The 15,683-nt window shown below is 72.7% G+C and carries 14 protein-coding genes; 3 read left to right on the top strand and 11 right to left on the bottom strand.

The window, feature by feature from the left end:
• Positions 1-104: 104 nt before the first annotated feature.
• The 4 genes from ASC54_RS09825 to ASC54_RS09810 all read right to left on the bottom strand — a co-directional run bounded on the left by ASC54_RS09825 (position 105) and on the right by ASC54_RS09810 (position 3,716).
• On the bottom strand, positions 105-512 hold the full coding sequence (locus ASC54_RS09825; protein WP_055898683.1) for a hypothetical protein: 408 nt from the start codon (positions 510-512) through the stop codon (positions 105-107).
• 149 nt (positions 513-661) lie between these two features.
• Positions 662-1,525, bottom strand: a complete 864-nt coding sequence (locus ASC54_RS13260; protein ID WP_055898680.1) for a CAP domain-containing protein — start codon at positions 1,523-1,525, stop codon at positions 662-664.
• Positions 1,526-1,547: 22 nt separating this feature from the next.
• Positions 1,548-3,017, bottom strand: a complete 1,470-nt coding sequence (locus ASC54_RS09815) for an SDR family oxidoreductase (RefSeq protein ID WP_055898677.1) — start codon at positions 3,015-3,017, stop codon at positions 1,548-1,550.
• A gap of 51 nt (positions 3,018-3,068) precedes the next feature.
• A complete protein-coding gene (locus tag ASC54_RS09810; RefSeq protein WP_055898674.1) occupies positions 3,069-3,716 on the bottom strand; it encodes a hypothetical protein in 648 nt (215 codons plus the stop codon).
• A gap of 22 nt (positions 3,717-3,738) precedes the next feature.
• Here ASC54_RS09810 and ASC54_RS09805 point away from each other — a divergent pair, with 22 nt between their 5' ends.
• A complete protein-coding gene (locus ASC54_RS09805; RefSeq protein ID WP_055898671.1) occupies positions 3,739-4,626 on the top strand; it encodes an A/G-specific adenine glycosylase in 888 nt (295 codons plus the stop codon).
• Here ASC54_RS09805 and ASC54_RS09800 read toward each other — a convergent pair.
• Positions 4,605-5,165, bottom strand: a complete 561-nt coding sequence (locus ASC54_RS09800) for a transcriptional regulator (protein ID WP_055898668.1) — start codon at positions 5,163-5,165, stop codon at positions 4,605-4,607. The genes ASC54_RS09805 and ASC54_RS09800 overlap by 22 nt on opposite strands.
• 80 nt (positions 5,166-5,245) lie before the next feature.
• Between ASC54_RS09800 and ASC54_RS09795 the strand changes: the two genes are divergently transcribed.
• Complete coding sequence (locus ASC54_RS09795; RefSeq protein WP_235451448.1) at positions 5,246-6,556, top strand: MFS transporter; 1,311 nt, start codon at positions 5,246-5,248, stop codon at positions 6,554-6,556.
• Positions 6,557-6,732: 176 nt separating this feature from the next.
• Positions 6,733-6,906 carry a hypothetical protein gene (locus ASC54_RS12865; protein ID WP_156376812.1) on the top strand — a complete coding sequence of 58 codons (174 nt, stop codon included), beginning with the start codon at positions 6,733-6,735 and terminating at the stop codon, positions 6,904-6,906.
• A 48-nt stretch (positions 6,907-6,954) separates the two neighbouring features.
• Here the strand turns inward: ASC54_RS12865 and rbfA are convergent, their stop codons facing one another.
• The 6 genes from rbfA to ASC54_RS09770 all read right to left on the bottom strand — a co-directional run bounded on the left by rbfA (position 6,955) and on the right by ASC54_RS09770 (position 15,661).
• Positions 6,955-7,422: a 30S ribosome-binding factor RbfA gene (rbfA, locus tag ASC54_RS09790; RefSeq protein WP_055860513.1), complete on the bottom strand. Its 468-nt coding sequence runs from the start codon at positions 7,420-7,422 to the stop codon at positions 6,955-6,957.
• A gap of 81 nt (positions 7,423-7,503) precedes the next feature.
• Positions 7,504-10,182, bottom strand: coding sequence for a translation initiation factor IF-2 (gene infB, locus ASC54_RS09785; RefSeq protein WP_055898665.1), 2,679 nt, complete (start codon positions 10,180-10,182; stop codon positions 7,504-7,506).
• A gap of 94 nt (positions 10,183-10,276) precedes the next feature.
• The gene (locus tag ASC54_RS12670; protein ID WP_082515030.1) at positions 10,277-10,564 is read right to left on the bottom strand and encodes a YlxR family protein; all 288 of its coding nucleotides are present in this window, start codon (positions 10,562-10,564) and stop codon (positions 10,277-10,279) included.
• A gap of 51 nt (positions 10,565-10,615) precedes the next feature.
• Positions 10,616-11,611: a transcription termination factor NusA gene (nusA, locus tag ASC54_RS09780; protein WP_055860507.1), complete on the bottom strand. Its 996-nt coding sequence runs from the start codon at positions 11,609-11,611 to the stop codon at positions 10,616-10,618.
• A 122-nt stretch (positions 11,612-11,733) separates the two neighbouring features.
• On the bottom strand, positions 11,734-13,773 hold the full coding sequence (locus ASC54_RS09775) for a PhoX family phosphatase (RefSeq protein WP_055898663.1): 2,040 nt from the start codon (positions 13,771-13,773) through the stop codon (positions 11,734-11,736).
• 118 nt (positions 13,774-13,891) lie between these two features.
• Positions 13,892-15,661, bottom strand: a complete 1,770-nt coding sequence (locus tag ASC54_RS09770) for a proline--tRNA ligase (RefSeq protein ID WP_055898660.1) — start codon at positions 15,659-15,661, stop codon at positions 13,892-13,894.
• Between the last annotated feature and the right edge of the window lie 22 nt (positions 15,662-15,683).

The raw sequence follows: 15,683 nt of genomic DNA, 5'->3' as shown, positions 1-15,683 counted from the left end.
TCGTGACCTGAATCGTGATCGCGTGTTCGCACGCTGCACAGGACGACGCCCGCCGCGCGATGCGGGTCGCGCGACGGGCGTCGTCGGTTCGGGGCGGATGCCCGCTAGATGCGATCGCGCCGGTCGCGGTCGCGCGTCGCCGCGTACGCGATAGCGGCCACGAGCGCGATGCCCAGCACCACGAGCAGCACGGTCGACCAGAGCGGGAAGCCGTCGTCGTCATCGGTCTCGACGACGTCGTCCCCATCATCGACGGGCTCGTCGGGAGCCTCCTCGGACGGCTCGTCGGCGGGCTCCTCCTCGGCTGGCTCCTCGCTCGCCTCCTCGCTCGGCTCGTCGCTCGGCTCGGGCGAGGCCGAGAGCGACGAGATCCCGGCAGGGCCCTCGCTGGCCGAGGCCGCCGCGCCGCTCGCCACGACGCCCAGCAGGGCGAGGAGCAGGCCGAGCAGGCCCGCGAGGATGAGGGCGCGGACGCCCGTGGAAGGTTCTCGGTGTGAAACGGTGCGCATCATGTCGTCCTCCTTGGACGCCGTCGTCTCCGGATCGGTGACCTCCCTGGTAGGGCGGCCTGCGAGCAATGCTCGCGCACGCGGCACGGTGCGGCGATGCGGTTGACAGCGGCACCGGCCGGGGCTACGACCGCGCGACGCTGACCTCGCGGCTACGACTGCGCAGCGACTCGGCGGCGGAGGAGGAGGAGCACCGCGGCTGCAGCGGCGGCGGCGAGGAGCACCGCGAGCGCGATGAGTCCGACCGCCATCGCGCCGCTCGAGGCGGCATCCTCCGGGTCGGACACGGGGCTTGCGCTCGGCTCCGCGCTCGGCGAGGGCTCGCGCGTGCCGCTCGGGGCGGGCGTCGCGCTCGGCGACGGAAGGAGCGTCGGAGCACGCGAGGGCTCGGGGTCGATGACGCTCGGCTGCGGGTCGGGCGAGGCGGCCGCAGCGGGCGGAGCGGGCGCCGGTTGCGCCGGGGCGGGCTGCGCGGGGGCGGGCGCAGGAGCCGGTTGCGCCGGCACGGGTGCGGGCGCCGAGTACGGCGGAAGGGACGCCCCGTAGCGCGCGAAGACCTGCACGCCCCACGTCGACCCGCCGGCGGAGAGGAACGCGATTCCGACGTCGGTGAAGTCGCCGAGCATGTTGGCGCGGTGGCCGGAGGAGCCCCACCAGCCCTGGTGCATGGCCTCACCGCTCGGGTAGCCGCGCGCGACGTTCTCCCCGATGAAGCTCCACCCGCCGGGGATCCGGCTGCCGAGCGACTGGTTGTGCGAGAGCGCGCCCGACGCGGCCATCGCCTGCGCCCACTCGAGCGCGACGGCGTCGAGCGCCGCCATGCGCTCGAGCGAGGAACGGCCCTCGCCGTTGCGCGCCTGGTTCAGGAGCGAGAAGAGCACCCCGCTCTCGTCGGCGTGCGCGGGCTGCGGTGCGGCGATCAGTGAGCCGAACAGACCCAGCACGAGGGCGAATGCGACGAGGAGTGCGGAGCGCGTGCGCGGAGCATCCGCCCCCGGAATCGTCACCAGCCGCATGGCGAGCCCCCTCGCGACGCCGTCAGCGTCGGACCGGGCGGCCCGAGACGGCGGTCTTCGCCATCGAGGATGCCATGCCGGCGAAGATCACGTCGTGGAACGGCGCGATCGCGAACCAGTACAGGCGCCCGCCGAGGCCGGAGGGGAAGAAGATCGCGCGCTGGCGGAGAGTCGACCCGCCGCCCGGGCGGGGCAGGACGGTGAACTCGAGCCAGGCGCGGCCCGGGACCTTCATCTCGGCCCGCAGCCGCAGGAACCGGCCGCGGTCGATCTGCTCGACGCGCCAGAAGTCGAGCGCGTCCCCGGGGGCCAGGCGGTCCGGGTCTCGGCGCCCGCGCCGAAGGCCGACACCGCCGACGAGCTTGTCGAGCCAGCCGCGCGCGGCCCACGCGACGGGCAGCGAGTACCAGCCGTTGTCGCCGCCGATGCCCTCGACGACCGCCCACAGGGCCTCCGGTGGCGCGGGCGTGTCGAGCTCGCGCAGGTCGGTGTAGACGGTGTGGCCGCTCCAGTCGGGGTCGCTCGGCAGCAGGTCGCTCGGCGCGCCCTGCACGGCGGCGTTGCGCCAGCTCGTCTCGACCTCGCCCTCGCGCATCTTCGCGAGCGCGTACCGGACGGCGAGCCGGTAGCCCGTGAGTCCGCCGGGCGGGGGCGGGATCACACCGTCGATGTCGTGCTCGCGCATGACCGCGTCGTACTGCAGGCTCGAGATGATCGGCACGGCGAGCGCGCGCGGGATGGGCGTGACGAGGTTGACCCACTGGCTCGCGAGATACGGCGTGAGCACGGGCAGGCTCGCGATCGGGCGCTGCTTGAGCCCCGCCTCGACCGCGTACCCGTTCATCATCTGGCCGTAGCGCAGCACGTCGGGCCCGCCGATGTCGAAGGCGCGGTTGACGGTCGCCGGCAGCGTCGCCGACTCGATCAGGTAGTGGAGGACGTCGCGCACGGCGATCGGCTGGATGAAGTTGCGCACCCACTTCGGCGCCGGCATGTACGGCAGCACCTCGGTCAGGTGCCGGATCATCTCGAAGCTCGCCGAGCCCGACCCGATGACGACGCCCGCCTGGAGCGCGATCGTCGGCACGCCGCTGCCGAGCAGGATGTCGCCGACCTCCTTGCGGCTGCGCAGGTGGCGCGAGAGCGGGCCGTCGGGGTGGAGCCCGCCGAGGTAGACGATGCGCCCGACGCCCGCGGCCCTCGCCTCGGTCGCGACGGTGCGCGCGATGCGCTGCTCGGTCTCCTCGAAGTCGCCCGAGCTCGCCATGGAGTGCACGAGGTAGTAGAGGACGTCGATGCCCGACACCGCCGCGCGCACGTCGCTGGAGCGCTGCAGATCGCCCGTGGCGACCTCGACCTCGTCGCCCCACGGCACCTCGCGCAGGCGGTCGGGGTCGCGGACGAAGACGCGGACGTCGTGGCCCGCCTCGAGCAGTCGGGGCACGAGCCGCCCGCCGATGTAGCCGGTCGCTCCGGTGACGAGTACGCGCATGCGCCCACGCTAGGCGGCGAGGCTGAGTGCCCTCGGTGCCGCGCGAGCGCGTCAGCAGAAGTCGTCGAAGACCTGGCGCGGGTGGGCCGCATCGCTGTTGTCGACGACGATCGTCGCCGCCCGACGCGGGTTCGCCTCCTTCTGGTAGAGGTACTGCCCCTCGCTGTACCGCGGCGCGAGGCTGCCCTCGCCGTCGCGCGCCACGAGCCGCGCATCGCGCACCTCGGGCGGGACGTCGAGCCAGATCGACCGGTTCCAGAGGCCGCGCAGCTCGGGCTGATGCAGGAAGATGCCGTCGATCAGGAGGACGGCATCGGCGGGGATGCTCCGCTCGCGCACCTCGAGGGGCGCGTCGTGCTCGTGGTCGAACACGGCGAGCGCGACCGAGTCCGCCCCCGAGCGGAAGGGCTCCACGAGCGCCGCCCGGAGCGCGGCGACGTCGATCGAGTCGCGGTAGTACCCCTCGGCCGAGTCGCGACCCCGCGCGTACCGCTCGACCTTCGGCCGCAGGAAGTCGTCGACCGTCGCCCGGAGCACGTGCACGCCGCGCTCACGCAGCACCGCCGCCCACGCGTCGGCGAACGTCGTCTTGCCGGCGCCGTCGACGCCGTCGATCGCGACGAGCGCGCGCCCGCGGGGGTGCGCGGCCTGCAGGTCGTCGGCCAGCTGCTCCAGGAGAGCGCGTCGGGTCTCGCTCATCGCGCCAGCCTAGGCTTGCCCCGTGACGGCCGCCGAGTCCTCCCCCAGCGCGCGCGTCATCCCGTGGTTCCTCGCGAACGCTCGGCCCCTGCCATGGCGCGCGCCGGGCTTCTCGCCGTGGGGCGTGCTCGTGAGCGAGATCATGCTGCAGCAGACCCCGGTCGCGCGCGTCATCCCGCGGCTCGAGCAGTGGCTCGCGCGCTGGCCCAGCCCCGACGCGCTCGCGAGCGACTCCCCCGCCGAGGCGGTGCGCGCCTGGGATCGCCTCGGCTACCCCCGCCGCGCCCTCAACCTGCACGCCGCGGCGGTCGCGATCAGCGAGCGGCACGGCGGCGAGGTGCCCGCTGACGTGGATGCCCTGCTCGCGCTCCCCGGCATCGGCGACTACACCGCGCGCGCCGTCGCGAGCTTCGCGTTCGGGGTCAGGGCGCCCGTGGTCGACGTCAACACGCGCCGCGTCATCGCGCGCGCGATCCACGGCCGGGGCGCGGCGGGCCCGGCCCGCACCCGCGCGGATCTCGCCGACATGGAGGCCCTCCTCCCCGACGACGCCGCGGATGCCCGGCTCATGAACGCCGGACTCATGGAGCTCGGCCAGGTCGTGTGCGTCGCCCGCGCCCCCCGCTGCGACGCGTGCCCCCTCGCCGCGCTGTGCGCCTGGCGCGCGGCCGGCTACCCCGACTACGACGGGCCGCGCGCGCCGCGGCAGGCGCGCTTCGAGGGCAGCGACCGCCAGGTGCGCGGCCTCATCATGCGCGAGCTGCGCCACGCGGACGGGCCGGTCCCGGCGGAGATCCTCGACGGGGTCTGGGCGGATGCCGTGCAGCGCGAGCGCGCCCTGGCCGGCCTGCTCGCCGACTGCCTCGCGACCGGCTCGCGCGAGGAGGGCTACGCGCTGCCCGGCTCCTGACGGCGCTCGGGCCGCGCCTCCGGCTCCGGCCGCTCCGCCGGCCGGTCCGCCGGTCGCTCCTCCGGGTGCCCGGCGATGAACAGGCTCGAGAGCTCGCCGTCGTCGTCGGGCGAGCCGTGGAACTCGAGCACGAGGTCGACGAGCCGGCGCTGCAGCTCCTCCAGCCGCTCGGGGCGCAGCTTGAAGCCCATGCGCACCATGAAGAGCTCGTCGAGGTCGCGCCCCTCGATCTCCTCGAGGAAGGTGCGAATGAGGAGGTCTCCGGTGCCGTCGGTCGGGGCATCCCACGACTTGCCCGTCGCGCGGTACGGGATCTCCACGCTCCCGCGCCGCCCGGGGCGCCCCTCCTCGGCGGCGAGGAAGCCCGTGTCGACGAGCGTGCGCACGTGGTGCAGGCTCGTCCCGGGGTTGAGGCCGAACTGCACGGCGATCTCGCGGTTCGAGTGGGACTCGTACAGGCAGTAGCGGAGGATGCGGAGCCGCAGCGGCGACGACAGGGCGCGCCTCGCCGCCCGATCGCGGGCATCCTCGCTGCTCATGGCGACCACGGTAGTGCGTCGGCGGGCGCGCGGGAAGAACCGATTGACACTTCTCAATCGGTGGCGGCAGACTGGCCGCTGTGAGCTCCGAGACCCCCGCGACCGCCCCCGCTCCCCCGGCCCCTCCCGACGCCGCGCGGACGCTGTGGCGACGCCCGAACTTCCTGCGGTTCTGGGGAGGCGAGGCGGGAGCCCAGCTGGGCAGCGAGCTCGGGTTCCTCGCGATGCCCGTGCTCGCGATCGTGCTGCTCGGCGCCGACGAGGTCGAGGTCGGCCTGCTCGGCGCGGCGGGAACGCTCGCCTTCCTCGTCGTCGGCCTCCCCGCCGGCGCGTGGATCGACCGGGCCCGCAAGCGCCCCATCATGATGCGCGCGAACGCGGTGCGCGTGGTCGCCTTCGCCGCCGTGCCGCTGCTGTGGTGGGCGGGAGTGCTCGAGGTCTGGCACCTCATCCTGTTCGCCGTCGTCGTCGGCGTCGCGACCGTCTTCTTCGACATCGCCTACCAGAGCTACATCCCCGTGCTCGTGCCGCGCGAGCGCATCGCCGACGCGAACGGCAAGCTCGAGTCGACCGCGCAGCTCGCGGGCGTCGGCGGGCCCGCGCTCGGCGGTCTGCTGCTCACGATCGTGCAGGCGCCCGTGCTCCTCGCCGCGACGGCCGCGACCTACCTGGGCTCGTTCATCATGCTCGCGACCGTGCGCGACGACGAGGTCGCGCGCCCGAAGGAGGACCGCCGCCCGCTGCGCGTCGAGATCGCCGAGGGGCTGCGCTTCGTCTTCGGCAACCGGCTGCTGCGCGCGATCACGCTCTGCACCGCGTCGACGAACTTCTTCGCCACGATCGGGCTCACGATGCTGCCCCTCCTCGTGCTGCGCGACCTCGGGCTGGGCCCCGAGATCTTCGGCATCGCCACCGCCGTCGGCGCGATCGGCGGCATCGTCGGCGCGATCGTCGCGGCGCGACTGAGCGCGCTCATCGGCGAGGGCACGATCATCCCTGTCGCGGCCCTGCTCGGCGTCGTCGGCCTCATCCCGATCGTGCTCATGCCGCTCCTGCCTGCCGCGGCCATCCCCCTGCTCATTCTCGGTCAGGCGCTCAGCGCGATCGCCGTGCTCGTCTACAACATCGCGCAGGTGAGCTTCCGCCAGCGCATCTGCCCCCTGCCGCTGCTCGGGCGCATGAACGCGTCGATCCGGTTCGTCGTGTGGGGAGTCATGCCGATCGCCGGCGTGCTCTCCGGCGTCCTCGCCGCCCAGCTCGGCATCGCGACGACCCTGCAGATCGCGCTCGTCGGCATGCTCCTCGGCTCGGGGTTCGTCGTGCTCTCACCGCTGCTGCGCATGCGCCGGCTGCCGGAATCGGCCGACGAGCACGCGGCGAGCGGCGCCTGAGACCTGACGGACGACGCGACCCGACGGACGACGCGACCCGACCGCAGCCCGTACCCCTCGCGCGCGTCGCGCAGGCGTTCATCAGCGACAATGATCAGGATGCTCGTGAGCGGCTCACCGCTCCCCCGACCACCCCGCCCTCGCGCTCGAGGGCCGCACCGCACGAGGAGTCCGCGATGACGCTGCCCGGCACCCCCACCCCCTCCGAGTCGACGCAGAGGGTCGGCGTGCTCGAAGGCGCCCTGCTGGGCGTGCTCGGCATCATGGGCGCGCTCATCATCGGCGGCTCGCTCGTCGTCATGGTCGCCTCGCTCGTTCTCGGCGGGAGCGCGCTCGAGATCTCCGAGTAGGCGGGTCGGTCTCCGGAGCAGGGCCGCCTCCGGGGCCGTGCGCGCGGCTCAGCGCGCCGCGGGCTCCTCGTCGAGGTCGTCGTCGTCCTCGTCGAACTCGCGCGGCTTGACGTAGGGGTCGGGGTCGCCGGCGTACTCGGCGGAGGCGGCCTCCGCCTCCGTCCGGGCATCCCGCTCGCGCGCCTCGCGCAGCAGCGCCTCGATGGCCGCGGCGTTCTCGGGCACCCCGTCGAGGATGAACTCGAGCGACGGCGTGAGCCGTGTGTTCAGGTTGCGCCCGACCTCGGTGCGGAGCATCCCCGTCGCCGCCTTGAGCGCCGCGGCCGTATCGGCGCGCTCCTCATCGGTGCCGTAGACGGTGTAGAAGACGCTCGCGTGCTGGAGGTCGCCCGTCACCTGGACCGCCGTGATCGTCGCGAACCCCATGCGGGGGTCGCGGATGCCGCGCTCGAGGCGCTTGGCGATGACCTCGTGGATGCGGTCGGCGACCTTGCGGACGCGGGGGCTCTCACCCATGTCTTCTTCCCCTTGCTGGTGGTGCGGGTAGTGGGACGGGCCCCCGCCTCGCGTGGAGGCGGGGGCCCGTGGCCGGCGTCATCAGACGCGCGGCTTCTCCTTCATCTCGATCGTCTCGATCTCGTCGCCGATCTGGATGTCGTTGAACTTGCCCAGGCCGATACCGGCCTCGAAGTCCGTGCGGACCTCGGTGACGTCGTCCTTGAACCGGCGCAGCGACTCGATCGCGAGGTTGTCGCCGACGACGACGCCCTCGCGAATGACGCGCGCCTTGGCGTTGCGCGTGATCGTTCCCGACCGCACGATGACACCGGCGATGTTGCCGAACTTCGACGAGCGGAAGATCTCGCGGATCTCGGCGACACCCGACTGGACCTCCTCGAACTCGGGCTTGAGCATGCCCTTGAGCGAGTTCTCGATCTCCTCGAGCGCGGCGTAGATGACCGAGTAGAACCGGATGTCGACGCCCTCGCGCTGAGCGCGCTCGCGCGCCTTCGTGTCGGGCCGGACGTTGAAGCCCACGATGATCGCGTTGTCGATCGTCGCGAGGTTGACGTCGCTCTCGGTCACGGCACCCACACCGCGGTGGATGATGCGCAGCTGCACGCTGTCGTCGACCTCGATCTTGAGCAGGGCTTCCTCGAGCGCCTCGACGGCACCGGAGACATCACCCTTGATGATGAGGTTGAGCGACTCGACCTTGCCGTCCTCGAGGGCCTTGGTGAAGTCCTCCAGGCTGATGCGCTTGCGCGCCTTGGCGAGCGAGGCGTTGCGCTCGGCGGCCTCGCGCTTCTCGGCGATCTGTCGGGCCGTGCGGTCGTCGTCCGTGACGATGAAGGTGTCGCCGGCGCGCGGAACGCTCGACAGACCCTGCACCTGCACGGGTCGCGAGGGGTAGGCCTCGTCGACCTTCTCGCCGTTCTCGTCCGTCATCGCCCGCACGCGGCCGTAGGCCGTGCCCGCGACGATCGGGTCGCCGACGCGCAGCGTTCCCGCCTGGATGAGCACGGTGGCGACCGAGCCGCGACCCTTGTCGAGTCGGGCCTCGATCGCGACGCCGCGGGCGTCGCGGGCCGGGTTGGCGCGCAGGTCGAGCCCGGCATCCGCCGTCAGGAGAACGGCGTCGAGAAGCTCGGTGATGCCCTTCTTCTGCAGCGCCGAGACGTCGACGAACATCGTGTCGCCGCCGTACTCCTCGGCGACCAGACCGAACTCGGTGAGCTGCTGGCGCACCTTGGCGGGGTTGGCCCCCTCCTTGTCGACCTTGTTGACCGCGACGACGATCGGGACGCCGGCGGCCTGGGCGTGGTTGAGCGCCTCCACCGTCTGCGGCATGATGCCGTCGTCGGCCGCGACCACCAGGATCGCGACGTCGGTCACCTGCGCACCACGGGCGCGCATGGCGGTGAACGCCTCGTGACCCGGGGTGTCGATGAAGGTGATGGCGCGCTCGATCTCCTCGTGCTCCGTCCAGACCTGGTACGCACCGATGTGCTGGGTGATGCCACCGGCCTCGCCCGCGACGACGTTCGCCTCGCGGATCGCGTCGAGCAGCTTGGTCTTTCCGTGGTCGACGTGGCCCATGACGGTGACCACGGGCGGACGGATGACGAGGTCCTCCTCGTCGTCGACCTCGTCGAGGTCGATGTCGAAGCCCTCCAGGAGCTCCTTGTCCTCGTCCTCGGGCGAGACGATCTCGATGCGCCAGCCCAGCTCGGCGCCGAGCACCTCGAAGGTCGCGCCGTCGAGCGACTCGGTCGCCGTGGCCATCTCACCGAGGTGGAACAGCACGGTCACGAGGTTGCCCGGAGGGCAGTTCATGCCGCTGATGGTCTCGAGCTTGTCGGCGAAGTCGGTGATCGAGGCGCCCTGGCGCAGACGGACCACCGTCTTGCCGTCGCCGCGGGGAACGCTGACGCCACCGACCGACGGCGCCTCCCGCATCTCGAACTCCTGCCGCTTCGTCCGCTTCGACTTGCGAGCCTTGCTCTTGCCGCCGCCACGACCGAAGGCGCCCGCCGTGCCGCCGCCGGGGCCGCGACCGCGACCGCCGCCACCGGGTCGGGGGCCGCTGAAGCCGCCGCCGGGAGCGCCGCCGGGGCGCTGGAAGCCGCCGCCACCGGCGCCGCCGGGACGACCGGGGCCGCCCGTGCGCGCCTGGAACGGCGCGTTGGTGCGCGGGGCACCGGGGCGCGGCGACCCGGGACGCGGGGCGCCGGGACGCGGGGCGCCCGGGCGCGGGGCCGTCGGACGCGGGATCGCGCCGCCGCCGGGGCGGGGCATGCCCTGCGTCGACGAGAAGGGGTTGTTGCCCGGGCGGGGCTGGCCGGGGCGGGCCATGCCCTGCTGCGAGGCGAAGGGGTTGTTGCCCGGGCGCGGGGCGCCAGGAGCCGCGGGACCGGCCGGCTTCGCGTCGGCGGGCTTCGCCTCCGCCTGCGGGGCGTCGGCGGGCGCGGCCTCAGCCGCGGGGGCCGCCGGGGCGGCCGGCGCGACGGGCGCCGCGGGAGCGGGCGCCGCCGGGGCCTCGGCCTCGGGCGCCTTGGGGGCCGCGGGGGTCGCCGGCTTGGCCGCGGGCTTCGCGGCGGGCGCGGCAGCGACCTTGGTCGCGGTCACACCAGCGGCCTCGAGCGCCTGGCGCAGCTTGCGCGCCACGGGGGGCTCGATCGTCGACGACGGTCCCTTGACGAACTCGCCGAGCTCCTTGAGCTTCTCGAGGGCGACCTTGCTTTCGATGCCGAGCTCGCTCGCGATCTCGTGCACGCGTGGTTTTCCAGCCACAATTCTCCTGTCTGGGGTCCGCTCCCAGGCAGGGGCGGACCGTTAGGGGTTGACGAAACTCATTTCGAGTCGCTCATTAGTTGTCCAAGAGCCGATCAGCCTGTTCTCTCGTGGATCCGTCGGATCCGATGTGCGTCAGAACCGGCCCCGCGTCGAGCGGACCAGCGACACGGAGCGCGCGAGCCCATGCTCGCCGCGCAGTCGCGGTTTCGACGCAGTCGCGAGTGCGATGCACCCACGCGCCCCGACCCGGCAAGCGGCTCAGGGCATCCGGCTCGACCGCTCCATCGCGAGCCACCACCCTCAGTAGCGAGAAGCGGGAAGCGCGCCGACGGCAGCCGATGCACGTTCTGACGGGATCCATACTACCCCCTCGCCCCTCGATCGCCCGAGCCGGGCGTGTCGCGCGCGGCGATCAGTCCTCCATCACGGAGTCGGGCTGGATGTCGATCTTGGCGCCGGTCAGCTTCGCGGCCAGACGGGCGTTCTGCCCCTCCTTGCCGATCGCGAGGGACAGCTGGTAGTCGGGGACGAGCGCGCGGACGGCCTTCGTCGCCGGGTCGATGACGAAGGCGTCGGTCACCTTCGCCGGCGAGAGGGCGTTCTTCACGAACGTCGCGAGGTCGTCGGAGTGGTCGACGATGTCGATCTTCTCGTTGCCCAGCTCGGCGGTCACGGCCCGCACGCGCTGACCGAGCTCGCCGATGCACGCGCCCTTGGCGTTGACGCCCGGCTCGGTCGCGCGGACGGCGATCTTGGTGCGGTGGCCGGCCTCGCGCGCGAGCGCCGTGATCTCGACGACGCCGCTCGCGATCTCCGGCACCTCGAGGGCGAACAGGCGCCGCACGAGCGAGGGGTGCGTGCGGCTCACGGTGATCGACGGGCCCTTGAGCCCGCGCGAGACGCTCGTGACGTAGACGCGGATGCGCTGGCCGTGCGGGTACTCCTCGCCAGGCACCTGCTCCTCGGGCGGGAGGATCGCCTCGATCGCGCCGAGGTCGATGTGCACCATGCGGGGGTTCGGGCCCTGCTGGATGACGCCGGCGATGATGTCGCCTTCGCGCCCCTTGAACTCGCCGAGCACCTTGTCGTCGCCGATGTCGCGCAGGCGCTGGTTGATGACCTGCTTGGCGGCGAACGCGGCGATGCGGCCGAAGTCGTCGGGGCTGTCAGGAGCCTCGCCGACGAGCGCGCCCTCCTCGTCGAACTCGGGCGCGTACACCGTGACGTGCCCGGTCTTGCGGTCGAGCTCGACGCGGGGCTGCGGCTGGTCGGAGCCGCGCTGATCGGGCTGATCGGTGTGCTTGAGGTAGGCCGTGAGGATCGCCTGCTCGATGATCTGCACGAGCTCCTCGAACGGGATCTCCCGCTCGCGCTCCATCATCCTCAGGACTGCCAGGTCGATGTCCACGTGGGGTACCTCCGCTATTCGATTGGGCGACGCGACGCGCGATGGCGCGGGCGCGGGTCGGACCTCCACGGTACCCGACTCCGCGCCCGCACCGCCTCCCGCGGCCGCTGCGGGGGGCCTCCTCAGTCGCGCCAGACCTGGACGACCGAGGGCCGCGGCGCCCGCACCGCACCAGGTTCGGTCGAGCCGTAGTCCGGGAAGAGCGAGGTCGGGGCGTCCACCGTGCCGTCCTCGCCCGGGTGCTGCACGGCGACGAGCACCATGCCCTCCTGGGCGCGGATCACGGGCCCGCACGTCTCGGCATCCCTCGGCACCGACAGGAACTGCTGCACCCGGCAGCGGTCCGGCCCCTCGAGCGGCACCTTGAAGAGCCCGTCGTTCTTGCGGATCGTGCTCGGGGCGCCGTCGGTCGAGATCCAGAGGTTTCCCTCGGAATCGAAGGCGACGTTGTCGGGGCACGAGATCGGCGAGACCATCGCGGGCGGGAATCCGGCGAAGTACGTCAGGGCGGCGCCGCTCGGGTCGCCGCAGAGCAGCAGGATGCTCCAAACGAACCGCGCACCGGCCTGCCCGTGCGACTCCACGAGCTCGATGACGTGGCCATCCCTGTTCGCGAGCCGCGGGTTGGCCTCGTCGACCGGCGCGTCGATGCCACGGCGGGTGTTGTTGGTGCACGCGATGTACACGCGACCGGTCGTCGGGTGCGGCTCCACGTCCTCGCAGCGGTCCATCTTCGTCGCGCCCACGAGGTCGGCGGCGAGCCGCGTGTGCACGAGCACCTGCTCGACGGTCATCCCCGGCACAGCGCTACGACCGTCGCGGGTGAGCGCGATCCACTCCCCCGAGCCGTCGAACGCGCCATCCTGCGGCAGACGACCCGAGCCGTCGATCTCGGCGGCGGGCGAGTCGCCCGTGAACCGCGCGACGAACAGGTCGCCCTCGCTGAGCAGCCGCAGGTTCGCCCGCCGCGCGCCCGGCCCGCGGCCGCGATTGACGCGGTGCTTCGAGACGAACTTGTAGAGGTAGTCGCCGCGCTCGTCGTCGCCCATGTACGCGACGACCCGGCCATCCTCGGCGATCGTCACGTTCGCGCCCTCGTGCTTGAACCGCCCCATCGCGGTGTGCTTCACGGGGGTCGAGGTCGGGTCGCTCGGGTCGATCTCGACGATGTACCCGAAGCGGTTGGCCTCGTTCTCGAAGCCGGCCGCCGTGCCGTCGAAGCGCGGGTCCCAGGTCTCCCACCCCGTGCTCGTGGGTCGCTGCGCGAAGCCGTATCGAGCGCGCTCGGGCGAGTCGGCGGGGGCGGAGAAGTAGCCATTGACGTTCTCCTCGCCCGACAGGACCGTGCCCCACGGGGTCGTTCCGCCCGCGCAGTTGCCGAGCGTGCCGAGCACGGTGCGCCCCTCCGGGTCGGCCGCGGTGCGCAGGAGTGCGGAGCCGGCCGCGGGACCGGTCAGCGCGAACGGCGTCTCGACGGTGATGCGGCGGTTGCGACGGCCGCCCGGAACGGTGCGCCACGGGGCCCCCGGGGCATCACGCACGACCTCGACGACGCTCATGCCCTGCGCGGCCTTGTAGATCTCGCCGCGGCGGCGCAGCTCGGCGGCGTCGCTGGACGGAGGGAACATGATCCCGGGGTTGACGTACTCGTGGTTCGCCACGAGCACGCCGGTGAGCCCGCCCTCGTCGACGAGGATGTCGAGGTAGTCGTTGTTGTAGCCGAACTGCATCGCCTGCGCGGCGGGCGACTGGGCGGCGAGGTGGAACACCGGCGCGCCGGCGAGCACGGGGTCGCCCCAGCGGATGAGCGGCGCCCAGGTGTACCCGGCGGGCACCACGAAGGAATCCACGCTCGCGTCGACGGGCGCGATGGGGTCGAAGGGCAGCCCGGTCGTGGCGGGCGCGGCGAGGGCGGGTGCCGGGCGATCGACCGACGTGCTCGCGATGGCCAGGGCACCCGCGGCGGCTCCGCCCAGGAGGGCGCGACGGCTGAAGGCCGTCTGCACGACCGAGCGGAAGCTGACGTTCTGCGAGGTGTTGCACTCCGGCCCGAGGCACGCGTCCGCGCACTTCAGCCGGCACGTGACGGGTGAGCGCTTGCCCCGCGCGTGATCGACGATCGGCAGGCTCGGTCGCTGCTCGCGGTCGGCACTGATGGTCATGGTCGGACCCCCCTCGGTCTCGTGACGGATGCTCCGCCACGCTCGCGCAGGGTCGCGACCTCCCGATGGCTCACGCGCGACCAGTCGGTGGTCGCCTCGTGAACGCGGGGTGAACCGGTCAGCCGGCCGTGCGGATCGCCTCCGGCACGTCGGCGATCGCGAGGTCTCGGCGCTCGCCCGAGCGGCGGTCCCAGAACTCGACGACTCCCTCGGCGGCCGTCCGGCCGACGATGACCACGAGCGGCACGCCGAGCAGCTCCGCGTCGCCGAACTTGACGCCCGGCGAGACCTTGGGACGGTCATCCAGCAGCACATCGAGACCCGCGCCCTCGAGCTCGCTCGTCAGCGTCTCAGCGATCTCGAACACGACCGGGTCCTTGCCGGTCGCGACGACGTGCACGTCGAACGGCGCCACCTCGCGGGGCCAGATGAGCCCGCGCTCGTCGTGGTTGGCCTCTGCGATCGCCGCCAGGATGCGCGTGACGCCGATGCCGTACGAGCCCATCGTGACCGTGACGAGCTTGCCGTTCTCGTCGAGCACCTTCAGGTCGAGGGCCTCCGCATACTTGCGGCCGAGCTGGAACACGTGCCCGATCTCCATACCGCGCGCGAGCTCGACCGGGCCCGAGCCGTCGGGCGCGGGGTCGCCCGCGCGCACCTCGGCGATGTCGGCGACCCCGTCGGCCACGAAGTCGCGCCCCGCGACGAGCGAGATCACGTGCTTCTCGGGCAGGTTCGCCCCCGTGACCCACGCCGTGCCGTCGACGACGCGGGGGTCGACGAAGAAGCGGATGCCCGTGCGGGAGGTCTCGCCGAGAACCGGGCCCTCGGCCGACCAGGGCCCGATGTAGCCCTTGACCAGGCCGCGATGCTTCGCGAAGTCCTCGTCGGTCGCGGGGTCGACGGCCGCGGGCGCGAAGGCCACCTCGGCGCGCTTCAGATCGACGTCGCGGTCGCCGGGAACGCCGACGATGACGAGCTCGGTCTCGCCGCTCAGGTGCGTGAGCCGCAGGACGACGTTCTTGAGCGTGTCCGCGGCCTCCCACGCGCGGTCCTCGCGCGCGTGCCGCTCGTTGAGCAGGGCCACGAGCGTCGCGATCGTCGGGGTGTCGGGCGAGTCGACGATCTCGGCGTCGGGCAGGCCGTCGACCGGGCGCGACTCGGGAGCGGGCGAGCGGTACGCCTCGACGTTCGCGGCGTAGCCGCCGTCGGTCCGCACGAAGGTGTCCTCGCCGATCGGCGTGGGGTGCAGGAACTCCTCGCTGCGCGAGCCGCCCATGGCGCCGGCGTCGGCGTGCACGATGACGTACTCGAGTCCGAGACGCTGGAAGATGCGCTCGTAGGCGTCGCGCTGAGCCTGGTACGAGACCTCGAGCCCGGCGTCGGTGTAGTCGAACGAGTAGGCGTCCTTCATCGAGAACTCGCGGCCGCGCAGGAGGCCCGCCCGGGGTCGCGCCTCGTCGCGGTACTTGTCCTGGATCTGGTAGATCGACAGCGGGAGGTCCTTGTACGAGGAGTAGAGGTCCTTCACCAGCAGCGTGAAGACCTCCTCGTGCGTCGGCGCCAGGAGGTAGTCGGCGCCCTTGCGGTCCTTCAGACGGAAGATGCCGTCTCCGTACTCCTCCCAGCGCCCGGTCGCCTCGTAGGGCTCGCGGGGAAGGAGCGCCGGGAACAGCACCTCCTGCGCGCCGATCGCCGCCATCTCCTCGCGGATGACCTCCTCGACGCGGCGCCGGACCCTCAGGCCGAGGGGCAGCCAGGCGAAGACGCCGGGCGCCTGACGACGGATGTAGCCGGCGCGGACGAGCAGCCGGTGGCTCGCGACCTCGGCGTCGGAGGGGTCGTCGCGGAGCGTGCGGACGAAGAGCTGGGAGAGGCGGGTGGGCACCCGTTCAGCCTAGTTCGTGCGC

The organism is Yonghaparkia sp. Root332 (genome assembly GCF_001425665.1).
Classification (GTDB): domain Bacteria; phylum Actinomycetota; class Actinomycetes; order Actinomycetales; family Microbacteriaceae; genus Microcella.
Note: the sequence above shows the minus strand (reverse complement) of the source record. Positions and strands in the feature narration are given on the sequence as shown.

Bases quoted from the DNA above. Each gene is read 5' to 3' on its own strand.
- ASC54_RS09825 (WP_055898683.1), bottom strand. From the start codon at position 512: ATGATGCGCACCGTTTCACACCGAGAACCTTCCACGGGCGTCCGCGCC.
- ASC54_RS13260 (WP_055898680.1), bottom strand. From the start codon at position 1,525: ATGCGGCTGGTGACGATTCCGGGGGCGGATGCTCCGCGCACGCGCTCC.
- ASC54_RS09815 (WP_055898677.1), bottom strand. From the start codon at position 3,017: ATGCGCGTACTCGTCACCGGAGCGACCGGCTACATCGGCGGGCGGCTC.
- ASC54_RS09810 (WP_055898674.1), bottom strand. From the start codon at position 3,716: ATGAGCGAGACCCGACGCGCTCTCCTGGAGCAGCTGGCCGACGACCTG.
- ASC54_RS09800 (WP_055898668.1), bottom strand. From the start codon at position 5,165: ATGAGCAGCGAGGATGCCCGCGATCGGGCGGCGAGGCGCGCCCTGTCG.
- ASC54_RS12865 (WP_156376812.1), top strand. From the start codon at position 6,733: ATGACGCTGCCCGGCACCCCCACCCCCTCCGAGTCGACGCAGAGGGTC.
- rbfA (WP_055860513.1), bottom strand. From the start codon at position 7,422: ATGGGTGAGAGCCCCCGCGTCCGCAAGGTCGCCGACCGCATCCACGAG.
- ASC54_RS12670 (WP_082515030.1), bottom strand. From the start codon at position 10,564: ATGGATCCCGTCAGAACGTGCATCGGCTGCCGTCGGCGCGCTTCCCGC.
- ASC54_RS09775 (WP_055898663.1), bottom strand. From the start codon at position 13,773: ATGACCATCAGTGCCGACCGCGAGCAGCGACCGAGCCTGCCGATCGTC.